This is a genomic window from Streptococcus ratti FA-1 = DSM 20564 (assembly GCF_000286075.1).
GTDB lineage: Bacteria > Bacillota > Bacilli > Lactobacillales > Streptococcaceae > Streptococcus > Streptococcus ratti.
In genome coordinates this window covers 128,950-145,705 of sequence record NZ_AJTZ01000003.1, presented here as the reverse complement: position 1 = coordinate 145,705, position 16,756 = coordinate 128,950, and the positions used below count along the sequence as shown (strand labels likewise).

17 protein-coding genes are annotated in these 16,756 nt (G+C 41.5%); 16 read left to right on the top strand and 1 reads right to left on the bottom strand.

Features of this window, described 5'->3' with window-relative positions:
* Nucleotides 1-175 precede the first annotated feature (175 nt).
* The 12 genes from SRA_RS01430 to SRA_RS01375 all read left to right on the top strand — a co-directional run bounded on the left by SRA_RS01430 (nt 176) and on the right by SRA_RS01375 (nt 12,017).
* Nucleotides 176-1,135, top strand: a complete 960-nt coding sequence (locus SRA_RS01430; RefSeq protein ID WP_003086818.1) for a sugar ABC transporter substrate-binding protein — start codon at nt 176-178, stop codon at nt 1,133-1,135.
* Entirely contained in the window at nt 1,135-2,460 is a 1,326-nt protein-coding gene (locus tag SRA_RS01425) for a sensor histidine kinase (RefSeq protein ID WP_003086816.1), read from the top strand. Before SRA_RS01430 ends, SRA_RS01425 begins: the two co-directional genes overlap by 1 nt.
* Entirely contained in the window at nt 2,457-3,137 is a 681-nt protein-coding gene (locus SRA_RS01420) for a response regulator transcription factor (RefSeq protein WP_003086814.1), read from the top strand. The genes SRA_RS01425 and SRA_RS01420 overlap by 4 nt, the downstream gene beginning before the upstream one ends.
* Complete coding sequence (locus tag SRA_RS01415) at nt 3,130-4,437, top strand: ABC transporter substrate-binding protein (RefSeq protein WP_003086812.1); 1,308 nt, start codon at nt 3,130-3,132, stop codon at nt 4,435-4,437. Before SRA_RS01420 ends, SRA_RS01415 begins: the two co-directional genes overlap by 8 nt.
* Before the next feature lie 295 nt (nt 4,438-4,732).
* Nucleotides 4,733-5,170 carry a PTS sugar transporter subunit IIA gene (locus SRA_RS01410; protein ID WP_003086811.1) on the top strand — a complete coding sequence of 146 codons (438 nt, stop codon included), beginning with the start codon at nt 4,733-4,735 and terminating at the stop codon, nt 5,168-5,170.
* A gap of 14 nt (nt 5,171-5,184) precedes the next feature.
* Nucleotides 5,185-5,679: a PTS sugar transporter subunit IIB gene (locus SRA_RS01405; protein ID WP_003086809.1), complete on the top strand. Its 495-nt coding sequence runs from the start codon at nt 5,185-5,187 to the stop codon at nt 5,677-5,679.
* A gap of 22 nt (nt 5,680-5,701) precedes the next feature.
* Nucleotides 5,702-6,556, top strand: coding sequence for a PTS mannose/fructose/sorbose/N-acetylgalactosamine transporter subunit IIC (locus SRA_RS01400; RefSeq protein WP_003086807.1), 855 nt, complete (start codon nt 5,702-5,704; stop codon nt 6,554-6,556).
* 1 nt (nt 6,557) lies between these two features.
* Nucleotides 6,558-7,394, top strand: coding sequence for a PTS system mannose/fructose/sorbose family transporter subunit IID (locus tag SRA_RS01395; protein ID WP_003086806.1), 837 nt, complete (start codon nt 6,558-6,560; stop codon nt 7,392-7,394).
* Nucleotides 7,395-7,411: 17 nt separating this feature from the next.
* Nucleotides 7,412-7,708 (top strand): hypothetical protein, encoded by a 297-nt coding sequence (locus SRA_RS01390; protein WP_003086804.1) that lies wholly within the window; start codon nt 7,412-7,414, stop codon nt 7,706-7,708.
* Between the two features lie 121 nt (nt 7,709-7,829).
* Nucleotides 7,830-8,117: a co-chaperone GroES gene (groES, locus tag SRA_RS01385; protein ID WP_003086802.1), complete on the top strand. Its 288-nt coding sequence runs from the start codon at nt 7,830-7,832 to the stop codon at nt 8,115-8,117.
* A 125-nt stretch (nt 8,118-8,242) separates the two neighbouring features.
* Nucleotides 8,243-9,868, top strand: coding sequence for a chaperonin GroEL (gene groL / locus SRA_RS01380; RefSeq protein ID WP_003086800.1), 1,626 nt, complete (start codon nt 8,243-8,245; stop codon nt 9,866-9,868).
* A gap of 445 nt (nt 9,869-10,313) precedes the next feature.
* A complete protein-coding gene (locus SRA_RS01375) occupies nt 10,314-12,017 on the top strand; it encodes a zinc ribbon domain-containing protein (protein WP_003086799.1) in 1,704 nt (567 codons plus the stop codon).
* Between the two features lie 219 nt (nt 12,018-12,236).
* Here SRA_RS01375 and SRA_RS01370 read toward each other — a convergent pair whose 3' ends face one another.
* A complete protein-coding gene (locus SRA_RS01370; RefSeq protein ID WP_003086797.1) occupies nt 12,237-13,115 on the bottom strand; it encodes an RluA family pseudouridine synthase in 879 nt (292 codons plus the stop codon).
* Nucleotides 13,116-13,158: 43 nt separating this feature from the next.
* Between SRA_RS01370 and pbp2a the strand changes: the two genes are divergently transcribed.
* The 4 genes from pbp2a to nusG all read left to right on the top strand — a co-directional run bounded on the left by pbp2a (nt 13,159) and on the right by nusG (nt 16,579).
* Entirely contained in the window at nt 13,159-15,429 is a 2,271-nt protein-coding gene (pbp2a, locus tag SRA_RS01365; RefSeq protein ID WP_003091354.1) for a penicillin-binding protein PBP2A, read from the top strand.
* A gap of 51 nt (nt 15,430-15,480) precedes the next feature.
* Nucleotides 15,481-15,633 (top strand): 50S ribosomal protein L33, encoded by a 153-nt coding sequence (gene rpmG / locus SRA_RS09875; protein ID WP_003086794.1) that lies wholly within the window; start codon nt 15,481-15,483, stop codon nt 15,631-15,633.
* 11 nt (nt 15,634-15,644) lie between these two features.
* The gene (secE, locus tag SRA_RS01360) at nt 15,645-15,821 is read left to right on the top strand and encodes a preprotein translocase subunit SecE (RefSeq protein WP_003086793.1); all 177 of its coding nucleotides are present in this window, start codon (nt 15,645-15,647) and stop codon (nt 15,819-15,821) included.
* 218 nt (nt 15,822-16,039) lie between these two features.
* On the top strand, nt 16,040-16,579 hold the full coding sequence (gene nusG / locus SRA_RS01355; RefSeq protein ID WP_003086790.1) for a transcription termination/antitermination protein NusG: 540 nt from the start codon (nt 16,040-16,042) through the stop codon (nt 16,577-16,579).
* The last annotated feature ends 177 nt before the right edge of the window (nt 16,580-16,756 follow it).

The following is a 16,756-nucleotide window of genomic DNA, read 5'->3' as shown; positions in this document are numbered from 1 at the left end:
CAAAAGCCGTCTGTCTTTAGAGCACTTAATGATGTTTGCCATGGATAGCTGAAAGTGTTAAACTAAGGTAATAGACAGGACGCTGTAAATGTTTCAAGAAGAAAGATTTGTAAAAATTCTCGTTTTAATCTGCTAGATATTTTTTAAGGATGATTGTAAAGACAGGGAGGAAGATATGAAATACAAACAGCTTCTCAAGCTTCTGGCTTGCCTTTTTGTCACAGCAGTGGTTTGTGTCTTATTTTTCCATTACAAAGAAGCACCCGTTTTTCCCCAGCAAACAAAAATTGGTGCTACATATATGACCATGAATAATGATTTTTATAAGTACCTGAATGCTGAAGTTGAAAAAAGTGTTAATGAGCGGCACGATCAGCTCTACACACGCGATCCGGCTCTCAGTATCAAAAAACAAGTTGAACAGGTTCGTTTTTTCATCAGGGAAAAGGTTGATGTTATCATTATTAATCCAGTGGATAGCAACAGCAGACAGCTGATTGCCAGTCTCAAAAAGGCTAAAAAAGAGGGAATTAAAGTGATAGCGGTGGACAGCCAGTTTAAAGACAGCTCAGCTGTTGATACCACAATTGTTTCCGATAATTATAAGGCAGGCGTCTTATGTGCTGAGCAGATGATGAAGACGAAGAAAAGTGCTGATATTTTGCTTTTAGAACACCGGGATGCTTTGTCTGCAACAAGCAGGATTCAAGGTTTTCTCGATACTATCAAAAAACACAAAGCCTACCGAATTGTATCTCGGATTGACAGCTTAGGGCAGACTGAGATTGCCATGCCCAAGGTCAAAAAACTGATTCAGGATGGTCTTGACTTTGATACGGTGATGGCACTTAATGACCGAGCTGCTATCGGCGCTTTGGCTGCTATCAAGGGAGAGCAGATGGCTGACACGCAGATTTATGGCATTGATGGCTCTCCTGATATGAAAAGTCTGCTTGCTGCGACTCCGGAAATTCAAGCGACTGTTGCTCAGTCCCCTTATACCATGGGGCAGGAAGTTATCAAAGCAACTTCTAAACTTTCCAAGAATCAAACGTACCCCAAAGAAATTATTGTACCAGTTCAGCTGCTGACAAAAAAGAACATCGGGGAAGCTGATCTAGCAGGGTGGCAGTAATGAATAGTTATAAATACTTAAAATACAGTCAATATGCCAAGCAGGCTTTGATTTTTATCAATTTGCTTGCAGTGATTTATTATGCTTTTGTTTATCTTTTTGCCAGTAAGTATATTGTTGCCAAAAACTTAAGCCATGTCCTTTTGGACAATTTAGATGTTGTTCCCACAGCTCCTGAAAGCATCTTTTTTTCGACCATATTCTTCTTTGCCCTGTTCTTAATAGTTATGTTTTATCGCGAAAGCATCCTTAATAAGAAGGAAGAAATTAACGATTGGCTGATTGCTGCGGAAGTTATGCTGATTATTCTCACCTTTATTTCCTTGCAGTTTTCTTATAATGGCTTATTTCTCTTGGTATTTGCGGATGTCTTTTACAGCTACGCTAATTTCTATAATGTCAAGGAACAAAAGTACTGGCTGCTCTTTGTTTTTCTGGGCTTCGGCCTGCTGTTGATATCTAATTTTGATCTTCTGTCCCTAGTCATGAAACTGCCGTCTTTGGACGTTTACATTAGTTTTTTCCCCAGCACCAGCCGTCTGGTTGTACTCTTTATTAAAAACTTTCTTTATTCTTTAAATATCATCGTTTTTATCGTATCACTGGTAGCTTATATTATGTACTCAATTGCTGAGAATCACAAGATTGAGGAAGAACTGCGCATGGCTGCGCGTGCTAATACAGAATTGAACGATTATGTCTCTCTGGCTGAAAAAATTGCCGAGGACAAAGAGCGTAAGCGTATTGCCAGAGAAATTCACGATACCTTAGGACATGCTTTAACAGGTATCTCAGCAGGAATTGATGCGGTCAGTGTTCTAGTGGATTTAAATCCCAGCCATGCTAAGGAACAGCTGAAAAATGTTTCTGACGTTGTCAGGGAGGGTATTCAAGATGTCAGAAGGTCCTTGGAAAAAATGAGACCCGGAGCACTGGAAAAGGGAAGTTTAAAAGAAGCTCTCCTGAAGATGATTGCTGATTATGAGAATCTGTCCAAATTGCAGGTCAGCCTAGATTATAAATGGGATAATGTTGATTTAGATATAACGAAAGAGGACATTATTTTCCGTGTTATCCAAGAGACCATTACTAATTCTTTGCGCCACGGCCATGCACGCCATGTTAGGATTGAAATGCTCAATACAGATTCCTACATCATTAAAATCAAGGATGACGGTTTGGGCTGTAAGGAGCTAAAACTGGGTTATGGACTGACGCAGATGCAAGAACGTCTAGCTATCATTGGCGGACACGCCAGTTTTGAAAGTCAGGATGGTTTTCAAACCACTGTCATTATCCCCAAGAAAAAAGGAGAAGAAAAGTGATTAAAGTACTTATTGCTGACGACCAAGAGCTCATTAGAGAATCGCTGAAAATTGTTCTATCATCTTATAAGGATATTGAAGTTGTCGGTGCTGTTGCTGACGGTGCTGAGGTTTTAGAGAGCCTGAAGAAAAGCCAGCCTGATGTCATTCTGATGGATATCCGCATGCCAAAGATGGATGGGGTTTTATGTACCAAGGAAGTCAAGGAAAATTATCCTCATATCAAAATCATTATTCTGACAACTTTTGACGATGATGATTTTATTTTCAAGGCCCTCCAGTATGGTGCTTCGGGCTATATTTTAAAGGGCATTTCAATGGAAGATCTGCATCAGGCCATTGTGACAGTCAATAAGGGCAATGCCATGATTAATCCGGATGTTGCAACGAAAGTTGTCAAATTGTTTTCTCAGATGGCCCAGTCGAATTCAGCCATTCAGGTGCAGGAAAAGAGCGTTGAGAATATCTCCAAGGCAGAGTGGAAAATTATTCAGCAAATTGGCTTTGGTCTCTCTAATAAAGAAATTGCAGCTAAACTCTTCCTGTCGGAGGGAACGATTCGCAATTACCTGTCAACCATTCTGTCCAAGTTAAATCTGCGTGATCGGACGCAGCTAGCTATTTGGGCTGTGCAGACAGGCGTTACCAGCAGATACTTTGGAGATGATAATGATTAAACAATGGATTAGGCGCCGCAAGTTTCCTTTGATAGGCGGTTTGGTCATTTTAACAGCCATGCTGAGCTTTTTCGTCTTTCAATCAAGGCAAAAGAAAATTTTGCGCTTAGGTGTCTATGCCGGCAGCAGCTGGGATGTTCCCAGCGGCAAAGAATACCAATTCTTAGATGAAGCTATCAGCCGTTTTGAAAAGAAGCACCCTAATGTTGAGGTTCGATATGAAAGCGGGATTTTAAAAGAGGATTATTCTTCCTGGCTGTCCGGAAAGATTGTTGAGGGCACACAGCCGGATGTCTTTGTAGTTCCTGAAAATGATTTTAATCTTTTGGCTTCGACAGGGGCTCTGGCCAATTTGGACGGCCGCATTAAAAAGGAACTGGATACCTCTCAATTCTATTCTTCGGCCTATAAGGCCGGACACTTTGGTCAAAATCAGTTTGCTCTTCCTTTTGAAAGCAATCCCGTCATGATGTGTATTAACATTGATTTATTAAAAAAAGAGGGCATAAAGCTGCCCGCTTCGGATTGGACAATAGCAGATTTTTATAATATTTGTAAAAAAGTCACTAAGGATACTGACGGTGACGGTGTTATTGACCAGTATGGCAGTTTTGGCTATGGCTGGGAAGAGGCTCTGGCAGCCTATAACATCGAACTATTTAATAAGACGGGAACACAAGCGTATTTCAACACGAAGAAAGTTCGCACAGCCTTATCCTTGGTTACGAAATTAAAGAATCTAAATGGCAGTTACCGTGTAACACTTAAGGATTTTGATGAAGGCAGGGTAGCCTTTTTCCCTATGACTTTAGCTCAGTATAGAACCTATAAACCTTATCCTTATCATGTTTCTAAATATTCTTCCTTCTCTTGGAGCTGCGTTGAAATGCCCTCTCAGAAATCATCCTTAGCAAGGACTCAATCCAGCACGTCTTTATATGCCATATCTGCTAAAACGTCCCAGTCTAAGCTGGCTTGGGAATTCTTGAAGCTTTTGTGCGCAGATAAAAAGACCCAGCAGCAACTTTTTGAAGACTCACAGGGAGCTTCTGTCTTAAAATCGGTAATGAACAGCCAGGAAAGCAAGAATCTCTTGCAAAATGATAGTTTTGGAGCCAGGGCTTTGACGGTAAACACGCTTGACAGCATACTGAAAAAAGCGACAACGGCCCCTAGGTTTAAGTCCTATAACACCATCTATGAAAAGGCGGGCTATCTCATCACTAAGTCTTTGGAAGATGACACTGTTGAAAGTGATTTATCAGATATTCAAAAAGACATTGAGGATGAGCTGAAATAAAAAATGTCTCTTTTATCGCAAGGCAGTGATTAGTAAAGCGGACAGCAAACTTTACAATATCAGCTGTTCGCTTTTTGCTGCCCTTATAATTTCTTTTACGCTATATCAGTCTGCTTTTCCTTTAGTGGTGCTTTTACGTTTCAGACAGCTTTGTTGGGCGTTGATAGGGATTACCTGACAAATGTCATTTGGCGAGTGACATTTGTCAGGTGGTCAAAAATGACAAATGACACTGCAAAAGCGTTTTCAAACATTATAAAATAAGGGTGAAATTAAAAGAAGGTAGGGGGTAGTCATGAAATACCTAATACTTGTAAGTCATGGCGGTTTTGCGCAGGGTTTAAAAACGTCTTTAGCCATGTTTGCTGAAGATAAGATTGACCAAGTGATAGCTGTCGGTTTGGAAAATGGCAAATCTGTAGATGATTTTGCTCAATCCTTCAGAGCAGCTCTTTCAGAGCTTAAGGAAGAAGATTCAGTGGTCGTTTTGGCTGATATTGTCGGCGGCAGTCCTTTGACAACGGCCTGCAATGTTCTGGCAGAATTAGGCAAACTGGATGATGCCGTTGTTCTAGGCGGAATGAACCTGCCAATGGCAGTGAATGCAGTGGTTATGAAAGATATGCTTGAAGGATCAGATTTTGTAACAACTGTTTTGGGTGAAGCGACAAGTGCTTTGCAGGAATTCAAGGTCACTTCTGATGACGAAGATGACGACGATGATGACATCTAATAAAGGAGAAGAAAATGACTGTATCATTTGTAAGAATTGATGATCGTATGATTCACGGTCAAACTGTAACACGCTGGGCTAAGGAGTATCCATGTGATGGCTTGATTGCCGTTAATGATGCTGCTGCTAAAAACAAGGTATTAATCCAAGCTTATAAAGGAGCTTCAGACAAGAAGACCTTTGTTTGGACTAAGGAAGCCTTCGCTCAAAAATCACAGAAAGTATCAGAATCAGACAGCCGCTACTTCCTAATCACTAAAAATCCTATTGATATGAAAGAAATTTTAGTTGATCAAGGTTTTGTTCCGGGAGATGTGAAAGAAATTATCGTCGGCCCTGCCAATGACCGTCCAGGTGCTGTTAAGCTCGGCAACAACCAGTCAATTACTCAGGAAGAAGCGGATGCTATTGAAGCTATTGAAAAAGCTGGCTATAAAGTAAAATTCCAGCTTTTGCCGGATGTTTCCATCGGTTACTGGTCTGATTTCAAATCTAAATTTGGTTATTAAGGTAGAAAGAAGGAGAAATATTATGACAATTTCTTGGTTACAAGCAGCCATTCTTGGCTTGTTTGCCTGTTTGTCTTCAATGCCCGGTCTGGGTGGTACTACCATTGGTAATTACACTTTAGGCCGTCCCTTAGTCGGCGGCTTGGTCTGCGGCTTGGTTCTTGGAGATGTTAAGACTGGTATCGTTTGCGGGGTTGCTATGCAGCTGGTTTACATCGCTTTGGTAACACCTGGCGGTACGGTATCGGCCGATGTTCGTGCAGTGTCTTACATCGGTATTCCTTTGGCAATGGTCGCTATTCATTCGCAAGGACTGTCCGCTAATTCAGCTGATGCAGCTAACCTTGCAAAATCAATGGGTACTCTGGTAGGAACCATTGGTACCGTGCTTTTCTACGGAACAGCTACTATGAATCTGGTTTGGCAGCACATCGGCTGGAGAGCTGTTGAAAAAAGAGACTATAAAAAACTGTATGCAGTAGACTGGGGCTTCCCTTGGATTTCTCATATCGTCTTCTCATTTATCCCAACTTTGATTATGTGTAAACTGGGAGCAGATGCTGTTACAGCTCTGAAAGAAGCTCTGCCAATGGACGGTATCCCAATGAAAACCCTCTTTACCGTTGGTTCTCTTCTGCCATGTGTAGGGATTGCCATTCTGTTGAAACAAATTGTTGAAAAAGCTGTTGACTTTGTTCCATTCTTTGTTGGATTTACTTTAGCAGCTTCACTGGGATTGAATCTGGTATCATGTGCCGTAATTTCCCTAATCTTTGCTGTATTGTTCTATGAATTAGAAATGGCTAAAAATGCTAAAGCTACGGCAGCAGTCGGTGCAGATAGCTTAGATTTTGATGACGATGAGGAGGATATCTAAGATGGCTCAAAAGAAAATTTCAAAGAAAACCCTAAGCAAGTCCTTCCATCATTGGTACTATGGTAACCTGACCTGCTTCTCACAAGAGCATATGCAGACTTTTGGTTACCTGACTTCTATGCTGCCAATCGTTGAAGAACTTTATGACAATGAAGACGACAAAGCTCGTTCAATGCAAACTTATACAGCCTTCTTTAACACTGAACCGCAATTGGGTTCCCTTATTGTCGGTGTTACTGCGGGTCTTGAAGAAGCGCGTGCCAACGGTGCTGACGGTGTTGATGATGAAACCATCAATGGTCTGCGTGCTGGTCTGATGGGACCAGTTGCCGGTATCGGAGACTCTCTGGTTGTCGGTACTTTGATTCCAATTATCCTAGGAATTGCTCTTGGTTTGTCAACGGGTGGTTCACCAGTCGGCGCAATCTTTTATATCGTTGTCTGGAACCTTCTGGCTTACTTTGGTATGCGCTTTGCCTACTTCAAAGGTTATGAATTGGGAGATAAGGCAGTTGAAGTTCTGGTTGGTCCTCAAGGACAAGCCATTCGTAAAGCCGTAGCTATTGTCGGCGGTATGGTTGTCGGTGCGGTAGCGGCAACTTGGGTACCTATTAAGACTGCCTTTGAACTGAAAAATTCTTCCGGCAAAGCTTTCTTGGTGCTCCAAGATCAATTGGACGGCGTCTATCCAGGATTGTTGACAGCCTTGTTCACTGTATTTTGCTGGTGGCTGATGGCTAAGAAGAATATGTCACCAATCAAAGTTATGCTGTTGCTAGTAGTCATTGCTCTTGTTGGTGTCTTGACAGGATTCTTCGATCCAGGATTGAAATACTAAGTTAAAAAGGAGAGATTATGCTGACAAAAGAAGAATTTATCAAAGGCTATGAAGAAGAAATAGCTTATCAAAAGCATATGATTGAAAATCTGGGCCGCTGGTTTACCTTGATGTTTATCATTGCCAGTATCGGAGTTGTCTTGATTTATTCCTTTTCAGCTAATCTGATCGGACTTATTATTGGCATTGTTTTGACAGTTCTGGGTATCTTGGCCATGTTGATTTTTGGCTATGGTATTTATAAAGGTCGGATCAATGTTCAGAAGGTTGTTGATGATTTTGAAGAAAAGCTGAAACTTTCTGAGTCCAAATAAGTAAAAAAACTTTACCGAAAGGTAGAGTTTTTTTCTTGACTATTTCTGACCAAGTGATACAATAATAATTGTAATTAGCACTCGATGAATAAGAGTGCTAAAAAATCTACGGAGGTATGTTATGTTAAAACCCTTAGGAGACCGAATGGTCGTACAATTGATTAAAGAAGAAGAGAAAACAGTCGGCGGCTTTGTTCTTGCCGGTACCAGCCAAGATAAGACGCAAAAGGCAAGGGTAGCAGCTGTTGGTGAAGGTATTCGTACATTGAGCGGTGACTTAGTTGCTCCAAGTATCGCTCAAGGTGATACTGTCTTGCTTGAAAGTCACGCGGGAACACCTGTTAAAGATGGTGACAAGGACTATCTCATTGTTCGTGAAGCAGACATTCTGGCGGTCGTTCAGGACTAATTAGAAGGTCTGTAACATATATCTGAAAATGTAATATTGCAGTTTTAAGGTTTTGGCGCTAAAAAGCGTCTGATGAGACTGACAATTATTAGATTTTATATTATTTAGATAAAGAGGATTAGATTATGGCAAAAGATATTAAATTTTCAGCAGATGCCCGTTCCGCTATGGTACGCGGCGTAGATACTTTGGCAGATACCGTTAAGGTGACTTTAGGCCCTAAAGGACGCAATGTGGTTCTTGAAAAGTCATTCGGCTCTCCTTTGATTACTAACGATGGGGTAACCATTGCTAAGGAAATCGAATTGGAAGATCATTTTGAAAATATGGGAGCCAAGCTGGTTTCAGAGGTTGCTTCAAAAACCAATGATATTGCAGGTGACGGTACGACAACAGCGACTGTTTTGACTCAGGCGATTGTTCGCGAAGGTCTTAAAAATGTAACAGCTGGTGCCAATCCAATCGGCATCCGCCGCGGAATTGAAACTGCCGTTGCGACAGCTGTGGACGGTTTGAAAGCTATTGCTCAGCCTGTTTCTGGTAAGGAAGCTATTGCGCAGGTTGCTGCTGTATCTTCACGTTCTGAAAAGGTCGGGGAATACATTTCTGAAGCTATGGAAAAAGTTGGCAATGACGGTGTTATCACGATTGAAGAATCACGCGGCATGGAAACTGAGCTTGACGTTGTTGAAGGAATGCAGTTTGACCGCGGCTACCTGTCTCAATACATGGTAACAGATAATGAAAAAATGGTTGCCGATCTGGAAAATCCTTATATTTTAATTACCGATAAGAAAATTTCAAACATTCAAGATATTCTTCCTTTGCTGGAAGAAGTTCTTAAAACTAATCGTCCGCTTTTGATTATTGCTGATGATGTGGATGGTGAAGCTCTTCCAACCTTAGTTTTAAATAAAATCCGCGGTACCTTCAATGTTGTGGCTGTTAAGGCTCCCGGCTTTGGTGACCGCCGTAAGGCTATGTTAGAAGATATTGCTATCTTAACTGGCGGAACTGTCATTACAGAAGACCTTGGTCTCGAACTTAAAAATGCGACAATGGATGCTCTAGGCCAAGCGGCCCGCGTCACAATTGATAAGGATACAACTGTCATTGTTGAAGGTTCAGGCAGCAAGGAAGCTATTGAAAACCGCGTTGCACTTATCAAATCGCAAATTGAAACAACAACTTCAGACTTTGACCGTGAAAAACTGCAAGAACGTTTAGCTAAATTATCAGGCGGTGTTGCTGTCATTAAAGTCGGAGCAGCTACTGAAACAGAGTTAAAAGAAATGAAACTTCGTATTGAAGATGCGCTTAATGCGACACGTGCTGCTGTTGAAGAAGGTATTGTATCAGGAGGCGGTACCGCTCTTATCAATGTAATTGAAAAGGTTGCTGCCCTTGACTTGGAAGATGATGCTGCAACAGGCCGCAATATTGTTCTGCGTGCCTTGGAAGAACCTGTTCGCCAAATTGCTAAGAATGCTGGCTATGAAGGTTCGGTCGTTATTGACAAATTGAAGAACAGCCCTGTAGGAACAGGCTTCAATGCTGCCAATGGTGAGTGGGTTGATATGATTAAAGAAGGCATCATTGACCCTGTGAAGGTGACCCGTTCAGCTCTGCAAAATGCGGCTTCTGTAGCAAGCCTTATTCTGACAACAGAAGCAGTTGTAGCTGATCATCCAGCACCAGAAGCTCCTGCAGCTCCAGCCATGGATCCAAGCATGATGGGCGGCATGATGTAATTTAAAATAAAATCAGAAAACAAGCCTGCAGAATCAATGAAATTCTGCAGGCTTGTTTGTTTACAATACTGATTGACAACAAAGTCAGATACTTAAGAGCAATTAGTTTGATAGGAGTGAGACAGAAAGATCATTATTGGTGTTGCCGCCTCGCTTTTTTGCTGGACTGGCACAGATAGGTAAAATGAAGTATTCAGCCGATTATAAATGAGAAGAAATGAGGATATTTATCTAAAAAACAGTTGATTTTGATTGTTTTGTTATCATTTTGTTATAATTTAAAAAAAGAAAAACAGTATAATGCGATAATAGCTTAAAAGTCTGATTCCTGAAAGGCATCCGCTTAGACTCTGCCGTTCTTTTGATCTAGAAGGATAGTAAGAATAAAGGGTTGATAACAATCGATTGAAGCGCAGTCAGTGCTTTTAGTGGTGAGGAGTAAAAAATGGAGAATTTAAAGAAAAAGTGGCAGCTAGTCATTCAAAAGCTCAAAAAGCTGCTGGGGCCGCTTTTTGAAAGAATGAAGAAGGAAGGCCAAAAACTGCTCCAAAGAAAGCCCATACGTACACTTCTCGTGATTATTGGGGTTCTTTTAGTCATCTTTGGTTTATGGGGAAGTCTTCATTATTCTAAAACAGCTACACTGGATCGCTATATCAAGGCTCGAAGCGCTCCAAGCAAGACTTTTGAAAACATCAAGGAATACATGGTTTGGGATGATACCAATGAGCTGATTACCAATGATGAAGCTCAGTATACCAAGTTTTCGCGCCTGAAAACAAAAGCTGCCCAGCGCAGCCTGCGCCAAAAACTATTGGCGGCTGATGCTTCTGATACTGTTTACCTCAAACGTGTTGGGCGCCGATTCTTCTTTTTTTCAGACTATCGCTTAGCAATGAAGCCGCTAAAATTAAAGTTAAAAACAAATGTTGCAAATTTGGATGTCCTTTTAAATGATAAGAAGGTTGCTAGCAGTGATTCTGATCACTATCAGCTGACTCTTGAGCATTTACCGGTGGGGGACTATCGTTTTACACTGAGTGGTTTACACAATGGAAAAGAAGTTGAATTCAGTAAAGATTATGATGGCAAGCATAAGACAGTTGATATGACTTTGGCCTTTAAGAATTTCACGGTCAAAAGCAATCTTGCAAATGGTGATCTTTATTTTGGCAAAAAGAAGATTTCTTCTCTTTCTAACGGCGAATATGCGGTCAGTGATTACCCCGTTATGGGAAGCAAAGCTGTCTATGTTAAAAAGACTTTTTCAGACGGTGAAATAAAATCTAAGAAACAGTCGCTCCTTGATATTGCTGATGGCAGCACAGTTCAGCTGGATGTTCCTGATCAGCTGGACGATGCGACTGCTCAGAATTTGCTGAAGTCTGCTTTTGAAAAATTTTCTGCCTATGCTACCAGCGGGCAGGATCCTGCAGATTTGGCTGCTCTTTTTGAAAAAGGCACAGCCAATCAGTTTTACAGTGCTTTAAAAGGCAGTATCAAGCAAAAAATGGTAACGGACAGCCGAAAACCGTCTAGCTTTGCCATTACCTCTGTGACGCTGAGCGACCTGCACCAAACAGGTGTTAAAACTTACAGTCTGTCTTATGCATCTACCTATGATTATTACTATGATGAAGCAACAGACTCAGAAAAGAAGACCTCGGGTCATCTGCTGCAAAGCTTTACAGGTCAAATCAGGGTGAAAAAAACAGCAAAAGGTTATACTATTATTAAATCAATTAGCGGTCCAACCATGGTCGGCGAGGATAATCAGGTAAAAAGTCCGACACCGCTGCCTGAGGAGCTGATAGGAACTTGGGAGACCAAGGAAGATGATAAGACAGTGACTATGACCTTCTCAGAAGACGGAACTGTAACGAAAAAGACTGATTATAAGGATGATAAGAAAGAGGATACGACAAAAACGGCTAAGGTTGAAAAAACTGAAAAAACATCGGACGGCACTTATCGCTATTACTATCAATCCGGCGATAAAGCAGCCTTTACCGTTTTGGATGATATCGGTGCTGATGATCAGTACACCTACGGTGTTAAAATTAATGGCAGCAGCATTACAACTGTTTATTGGGAAACCGATGATACCAGCGGTGCTCCTAAGACAGGTATCAGTTTGAATAAAAAATAGGAACTGGAAGTTTTTGAATTTAGCTGTATTGGCAAAGCCCAGTCGGTTTTACTGCTATACCAAGTCAAAGCAGAAAAAAGAGGCTGGGCAAAAACTTGTCCAATATTCCTGTTTTGGAATAAACTCTTGGCGCAGTGGTTGGCTGGTTTTCCTTTTGCCACAAGGCCAAAGCGGAAAACCTAGCCAACTGTGCGGGGGTGGGAAGACGAACCAAAATTTTCAATTTTTGGGTTCTTTCCCACTCCCTTTTTCAAAGCTGTCTGATTGTGTTCGCACGGTTATTTTCTGTAAGGTTAAAGGATGTATGAAACTTAATTGATGGGCATGCAGCATGAGCCTATCGGCGGTTTGCTTACTGTAAAGAGGATCTCCTATCAGAGGATAGCCATGGTAAGCCAGGTGAACACGGATTTGGTGGGTACGGCCTGTTTGGAGCTGGCATTTGATTAGACTGGTATTATTGGGAAAATACTTTAAGAGTGAAACGTGGGTGAGGGCTGTTTGACCGTGCTTTTGATCCACCAGCCGTTTACGTCGGTCATGCCGGTCACGCCCGATTTTTTCTTTAAAAACAGCTGTTTTTTGAGGAAACTGACCTTTTACTAAGGCCCAATACTCACGCTGAATGAGTTTGTTTTCCAGCAGCCGATTGACGATAGGCAGGATAAAAGGATTCTTAGCAAACATGACAGCCCCGCTGGTTTCCTTATCAAGCCGATGGACAACATAGCAGGTCTGTCCTGTATAGCTGGACACATGGTTTAAAAGAGCGATTTCTCTAGGTTCATTGCCGTGTACTTTCATCCCTTCGGGTTTATTGACGATAATCAGATGTTCATCTTCATAAAGGCAGTCTGCCAGATCTTTATTGCCCATGGGAATAGTCTTGCTCGGGTAGTCATTATCATCAAAGATTAACTCAATGAGGTCTCCTGTGTTAACAGGGCTTTGCCAATTAATATTTTGACCATTAATAAAAACATGTTTCTTGATTCTTAGAAAATGTCTGATTTTCCTTGGAATCAGCAAATGCTCCTCTAAAAGCTCTTTAACAGTCCCTTTAGGATAGGGAGTGGTAATTTTTACAGTAAAAGTCATGATTTTATTATATCATTTTCGTCAAAATTGATATAATAGGGACATGAGTATATTAGAGTTGTTAAAAAAGAAATTTTTTCCCAAACAATATCAGGCTGAACAGGAACGCCGCAAGAAAGAGGAAGCTGCCGCCCAAGTCAAGGAAGACGAAGCAGATGACAGCGGCTATCATCGCAGTTACGGTCAAAAGGCAGACACTGGTAAATTCAATACCTTCTTAAGTAAGATTGGTCTGGCTAAAAATGGGTTGGTGCGCAGGTACTGGCGCCGTTATCATGTTGGAAAAATTTTGCTGATTGCTTTTGGAATCTTTGTCCTTTTGACAGGCTCTTATCTTTTTTATCTTGCCAAAACGACCAATGTTTCCAATTTGCAGCAGGCTTTGAAAGCAACAACAGTCATTTATGACAAGAATGAAAAGCAGGCCGGCTCTCTTTATGGGCAAAAGGGGACTTATGTCGAGCTGGATGCGATTTCGGACGATTTGGAAAATGCTGTTATTGCAACAGAAGATAGAAGTTTCTACGAAAACAGCGGTATTAATTACAAACGGATGCTTTTAGCTATCGTTACTTTAGGCTATTCCGGCGGCGGTTCAACCATTACCCAGCAGTTAGCCAAAAATGCCTTCTTGACTCAGGAACAGACTGTTAAAAGAAAGGCGCGGGAGTTTTTCCTGGCTTTGGAACTGACGAAAAAGTACAGTAAAAAAGAAATCTTGACCATGTATCTGAACAATGCTTATTTTGGCAATGGTGTCTGGGGGGTTGAAGATGCCAGTCAAAAGTATTTTGGGACGACAGCTGCTCAGCTGACACTTGATGAAGCAGCGACTCTGGCGGGTATGCTTAAGGGGCCTGGAATTTATAATCCCCTTTATTCTATTGAAAATGCAACCAACCGGCGCGATACAGTCTTGCAAAATATGGTAGCTGCCGGCAAGATTTCCCAAAATCAGGCTAATGAAGCGCAAAGTGTCGGTATGGGCAATCGCCTGAATGATACCTATGTGGCTAAAACAGATGACTATGAGTATCCGTCTTACTTTGATGCTGTCATCAGTGAAGCCAGCTCTGTTTATGGCATTAGTGAAAAAGACATTGTCAATAATGGCTACAAAATTTATACAGAACTGGATCAGAACTACCAGACCGGTATGCAGCAGACTTTTGATGAAGATAGTCTCTTTCCTGTTTCGCCTTATGATAATAGCAGTGCTCAGGCTGCTAGTGTGGCTCTTGATCCCAAAACCGGCGGTGTCAGAGGCTTGGTCGGCCGGGTGAACAGTACCGAGGATGTCACTTTTAGAAGCTATAACTATGCAACACAATCCAGCAGAAGTCCGGGCTCAACCATTAAGCCTTTGACGGTCTACGCTCCGGCTGTTGCTTCAGGTTGGTCTATAGATAAGCTTCTTCCAAATAAAGCCAGAGATTTTGACGGCTATAAGCCGAATAACTACGGCAATATTGAAACAGAAGATGTGCCTATGTATCAGGCTCTAGCTAATTCTTATAATATCCCTGCTGTGTATACCCTTGATAAATTAGGTATTAACAAAGCTTTCTCTTATGGCAAGAAGTTTGGTTTAAATATGGATGATGCTAAGAGAGAATTGGGCGTCGCCTTAGGGGGCAGCGTTACAACCAATCCGCTGGAGATGGCTCAGGCCTATGCGGCTTTTGCCAATGGCGGCGTTATGCCGACAGCCCATCTTATCACTCGGATTGAGACTGCCAGCGGTGAAATTCTAAAGAAATTTACACCGAATGATAAGCGTGTCATCAGTAAATCGGTAGCGGATAAAATGACCAGTATGATGCTTGGCACCTTTTCTAACGGTACTGGAGTTAATGCTAATGTCTACGGTTATACCTTAGCTGGAAAGACAGGGACCACAGAAACTAACTTTGATGCCAACCTTGCCAGCGACCAGTGGGTCATCGGCTATACACCGGATGTTGTTATTAGCCAGTGGTTAGGTTTTAATAAGACCGATGAAAAGCATTACCTGAGTGATTCCAGTTCGGGAACGGCCTCAAATATCTTCAGTACTCAGGCCAGTTACATTCTCCCTTATACGAAAGGCACGGAATTCAAGGTTAAAAATGCCTACTTACAAGACGGCATTGAATCAACCTATGACCCAGATGATACTTCAAATGCAACCAACACAGGCTCTCAAGACATCATTGACAGTATCCGGGAAAAGGCAAAAAATGCCACAGACTCAATCAAGAAGCAAGTGGATGATGCCAATCTGGCAGACAAGGCTAAAAATCTTTGGGACAAGGTCGTCAATTATTTTGAGTAAACTTGCAAGAATAATTGAACCATGTTAAAATAAGGAAGCTATGGAGGCATTATGGCACAGAAAAAAGCAAGTCTAGCCTGTGTGGAATGCGGATCGCGCAACTATTCTATCGGAGTGAGCAGCAATCCTAAACCCAATCGGCTGGAAGTTAATAAGTTTTGTAAACATTGTAAGAAATACACACTGCACAAAGAAACACGTTAGGAGAAGGAAGGATGAAATTTATCGGAGGCGTATTTTCCGTCTTAAAAAATACCACTTGGCCGACGCGCAAGCAGTCTTGGCATGATTTTATTTCGATTCTTGAATACTCAGCATTTTTTGCCCTGCTTATCTTTTTATTTGATAAGCTGCTGAACCTTGCTTTAACAGATTTGTTGAATCGTTTTTAACTACCTGGCATGAAGAAAATCTAAGCAGCATCTCTTACGAGCCTAGCTGGATCTTAGACTTCTTGGCTGATTCATTTGTGGAAAGCGGGAAGGCTTGGCTGTGCCCCGCTTTTGCTGCCAAGAATACAAAAAAGCCTATCGTTTTTGACACTTTTATGGTATAATATAACAAAAGTTTCAAAAGCCGCATAGGCTTTTTTATAATGGAGGCAATTATTATGTTAGATTCATTTGATAAGGGCTGGTTTGTTTTGCAAACTTATTCAGGTTATGAAAATAAGGTTAAGGAAAATCTTTTGCAGCGCGCCCAGACCTACAACATGCTGGATAATATCCTGCGCGTGGAAATTCCCACACAAACTGTCAATGTTGAGAAAAATGGAAAATCAAAAGAAGTTGAAGAAAATCGTTTCCCAGGTTATGTTTTGGTTGAAATGGTCATGACAGATGAAGCTTGGTTTGTCGTGCGTAACACACCGAACGTTACCGGCTTTGTCGGTTCGCACGGGAACCGTTCTAAACCAACACCGTTGCTTGAAGAAGAAATTCGTTCTATTCTTCTGTCAATGGGGCAAACGGTGGATGTCATCGATACCAACATCAAAGAAGGTGATGTGGTTCAAATTATTGACGGTGCCTTTATGGGACAGGAAGGCCGTGTTGTTGAAATTGAAAACAATAAAGTCAAAATCATGATTAACATGTTTGGCGCTGAAACACAGGCAGAACTGGAATTGTATCAGATTGCAGAACTATAAGTATATGAGGCTGAAACGTTTGTTTCGGCTTCTTTTTCATATCAAGAGTCAACAATAGTGTAAGTCAGGCTCATTGTTCTGTTTTTTCAAAAACAGTGCTTTGTGTTTGGCTGATGAGAGGGGCTTGCCTGTGAAAATCAGCTCTAGTTTTCCGCATTTTCGGCAAGCTTTTGTTAT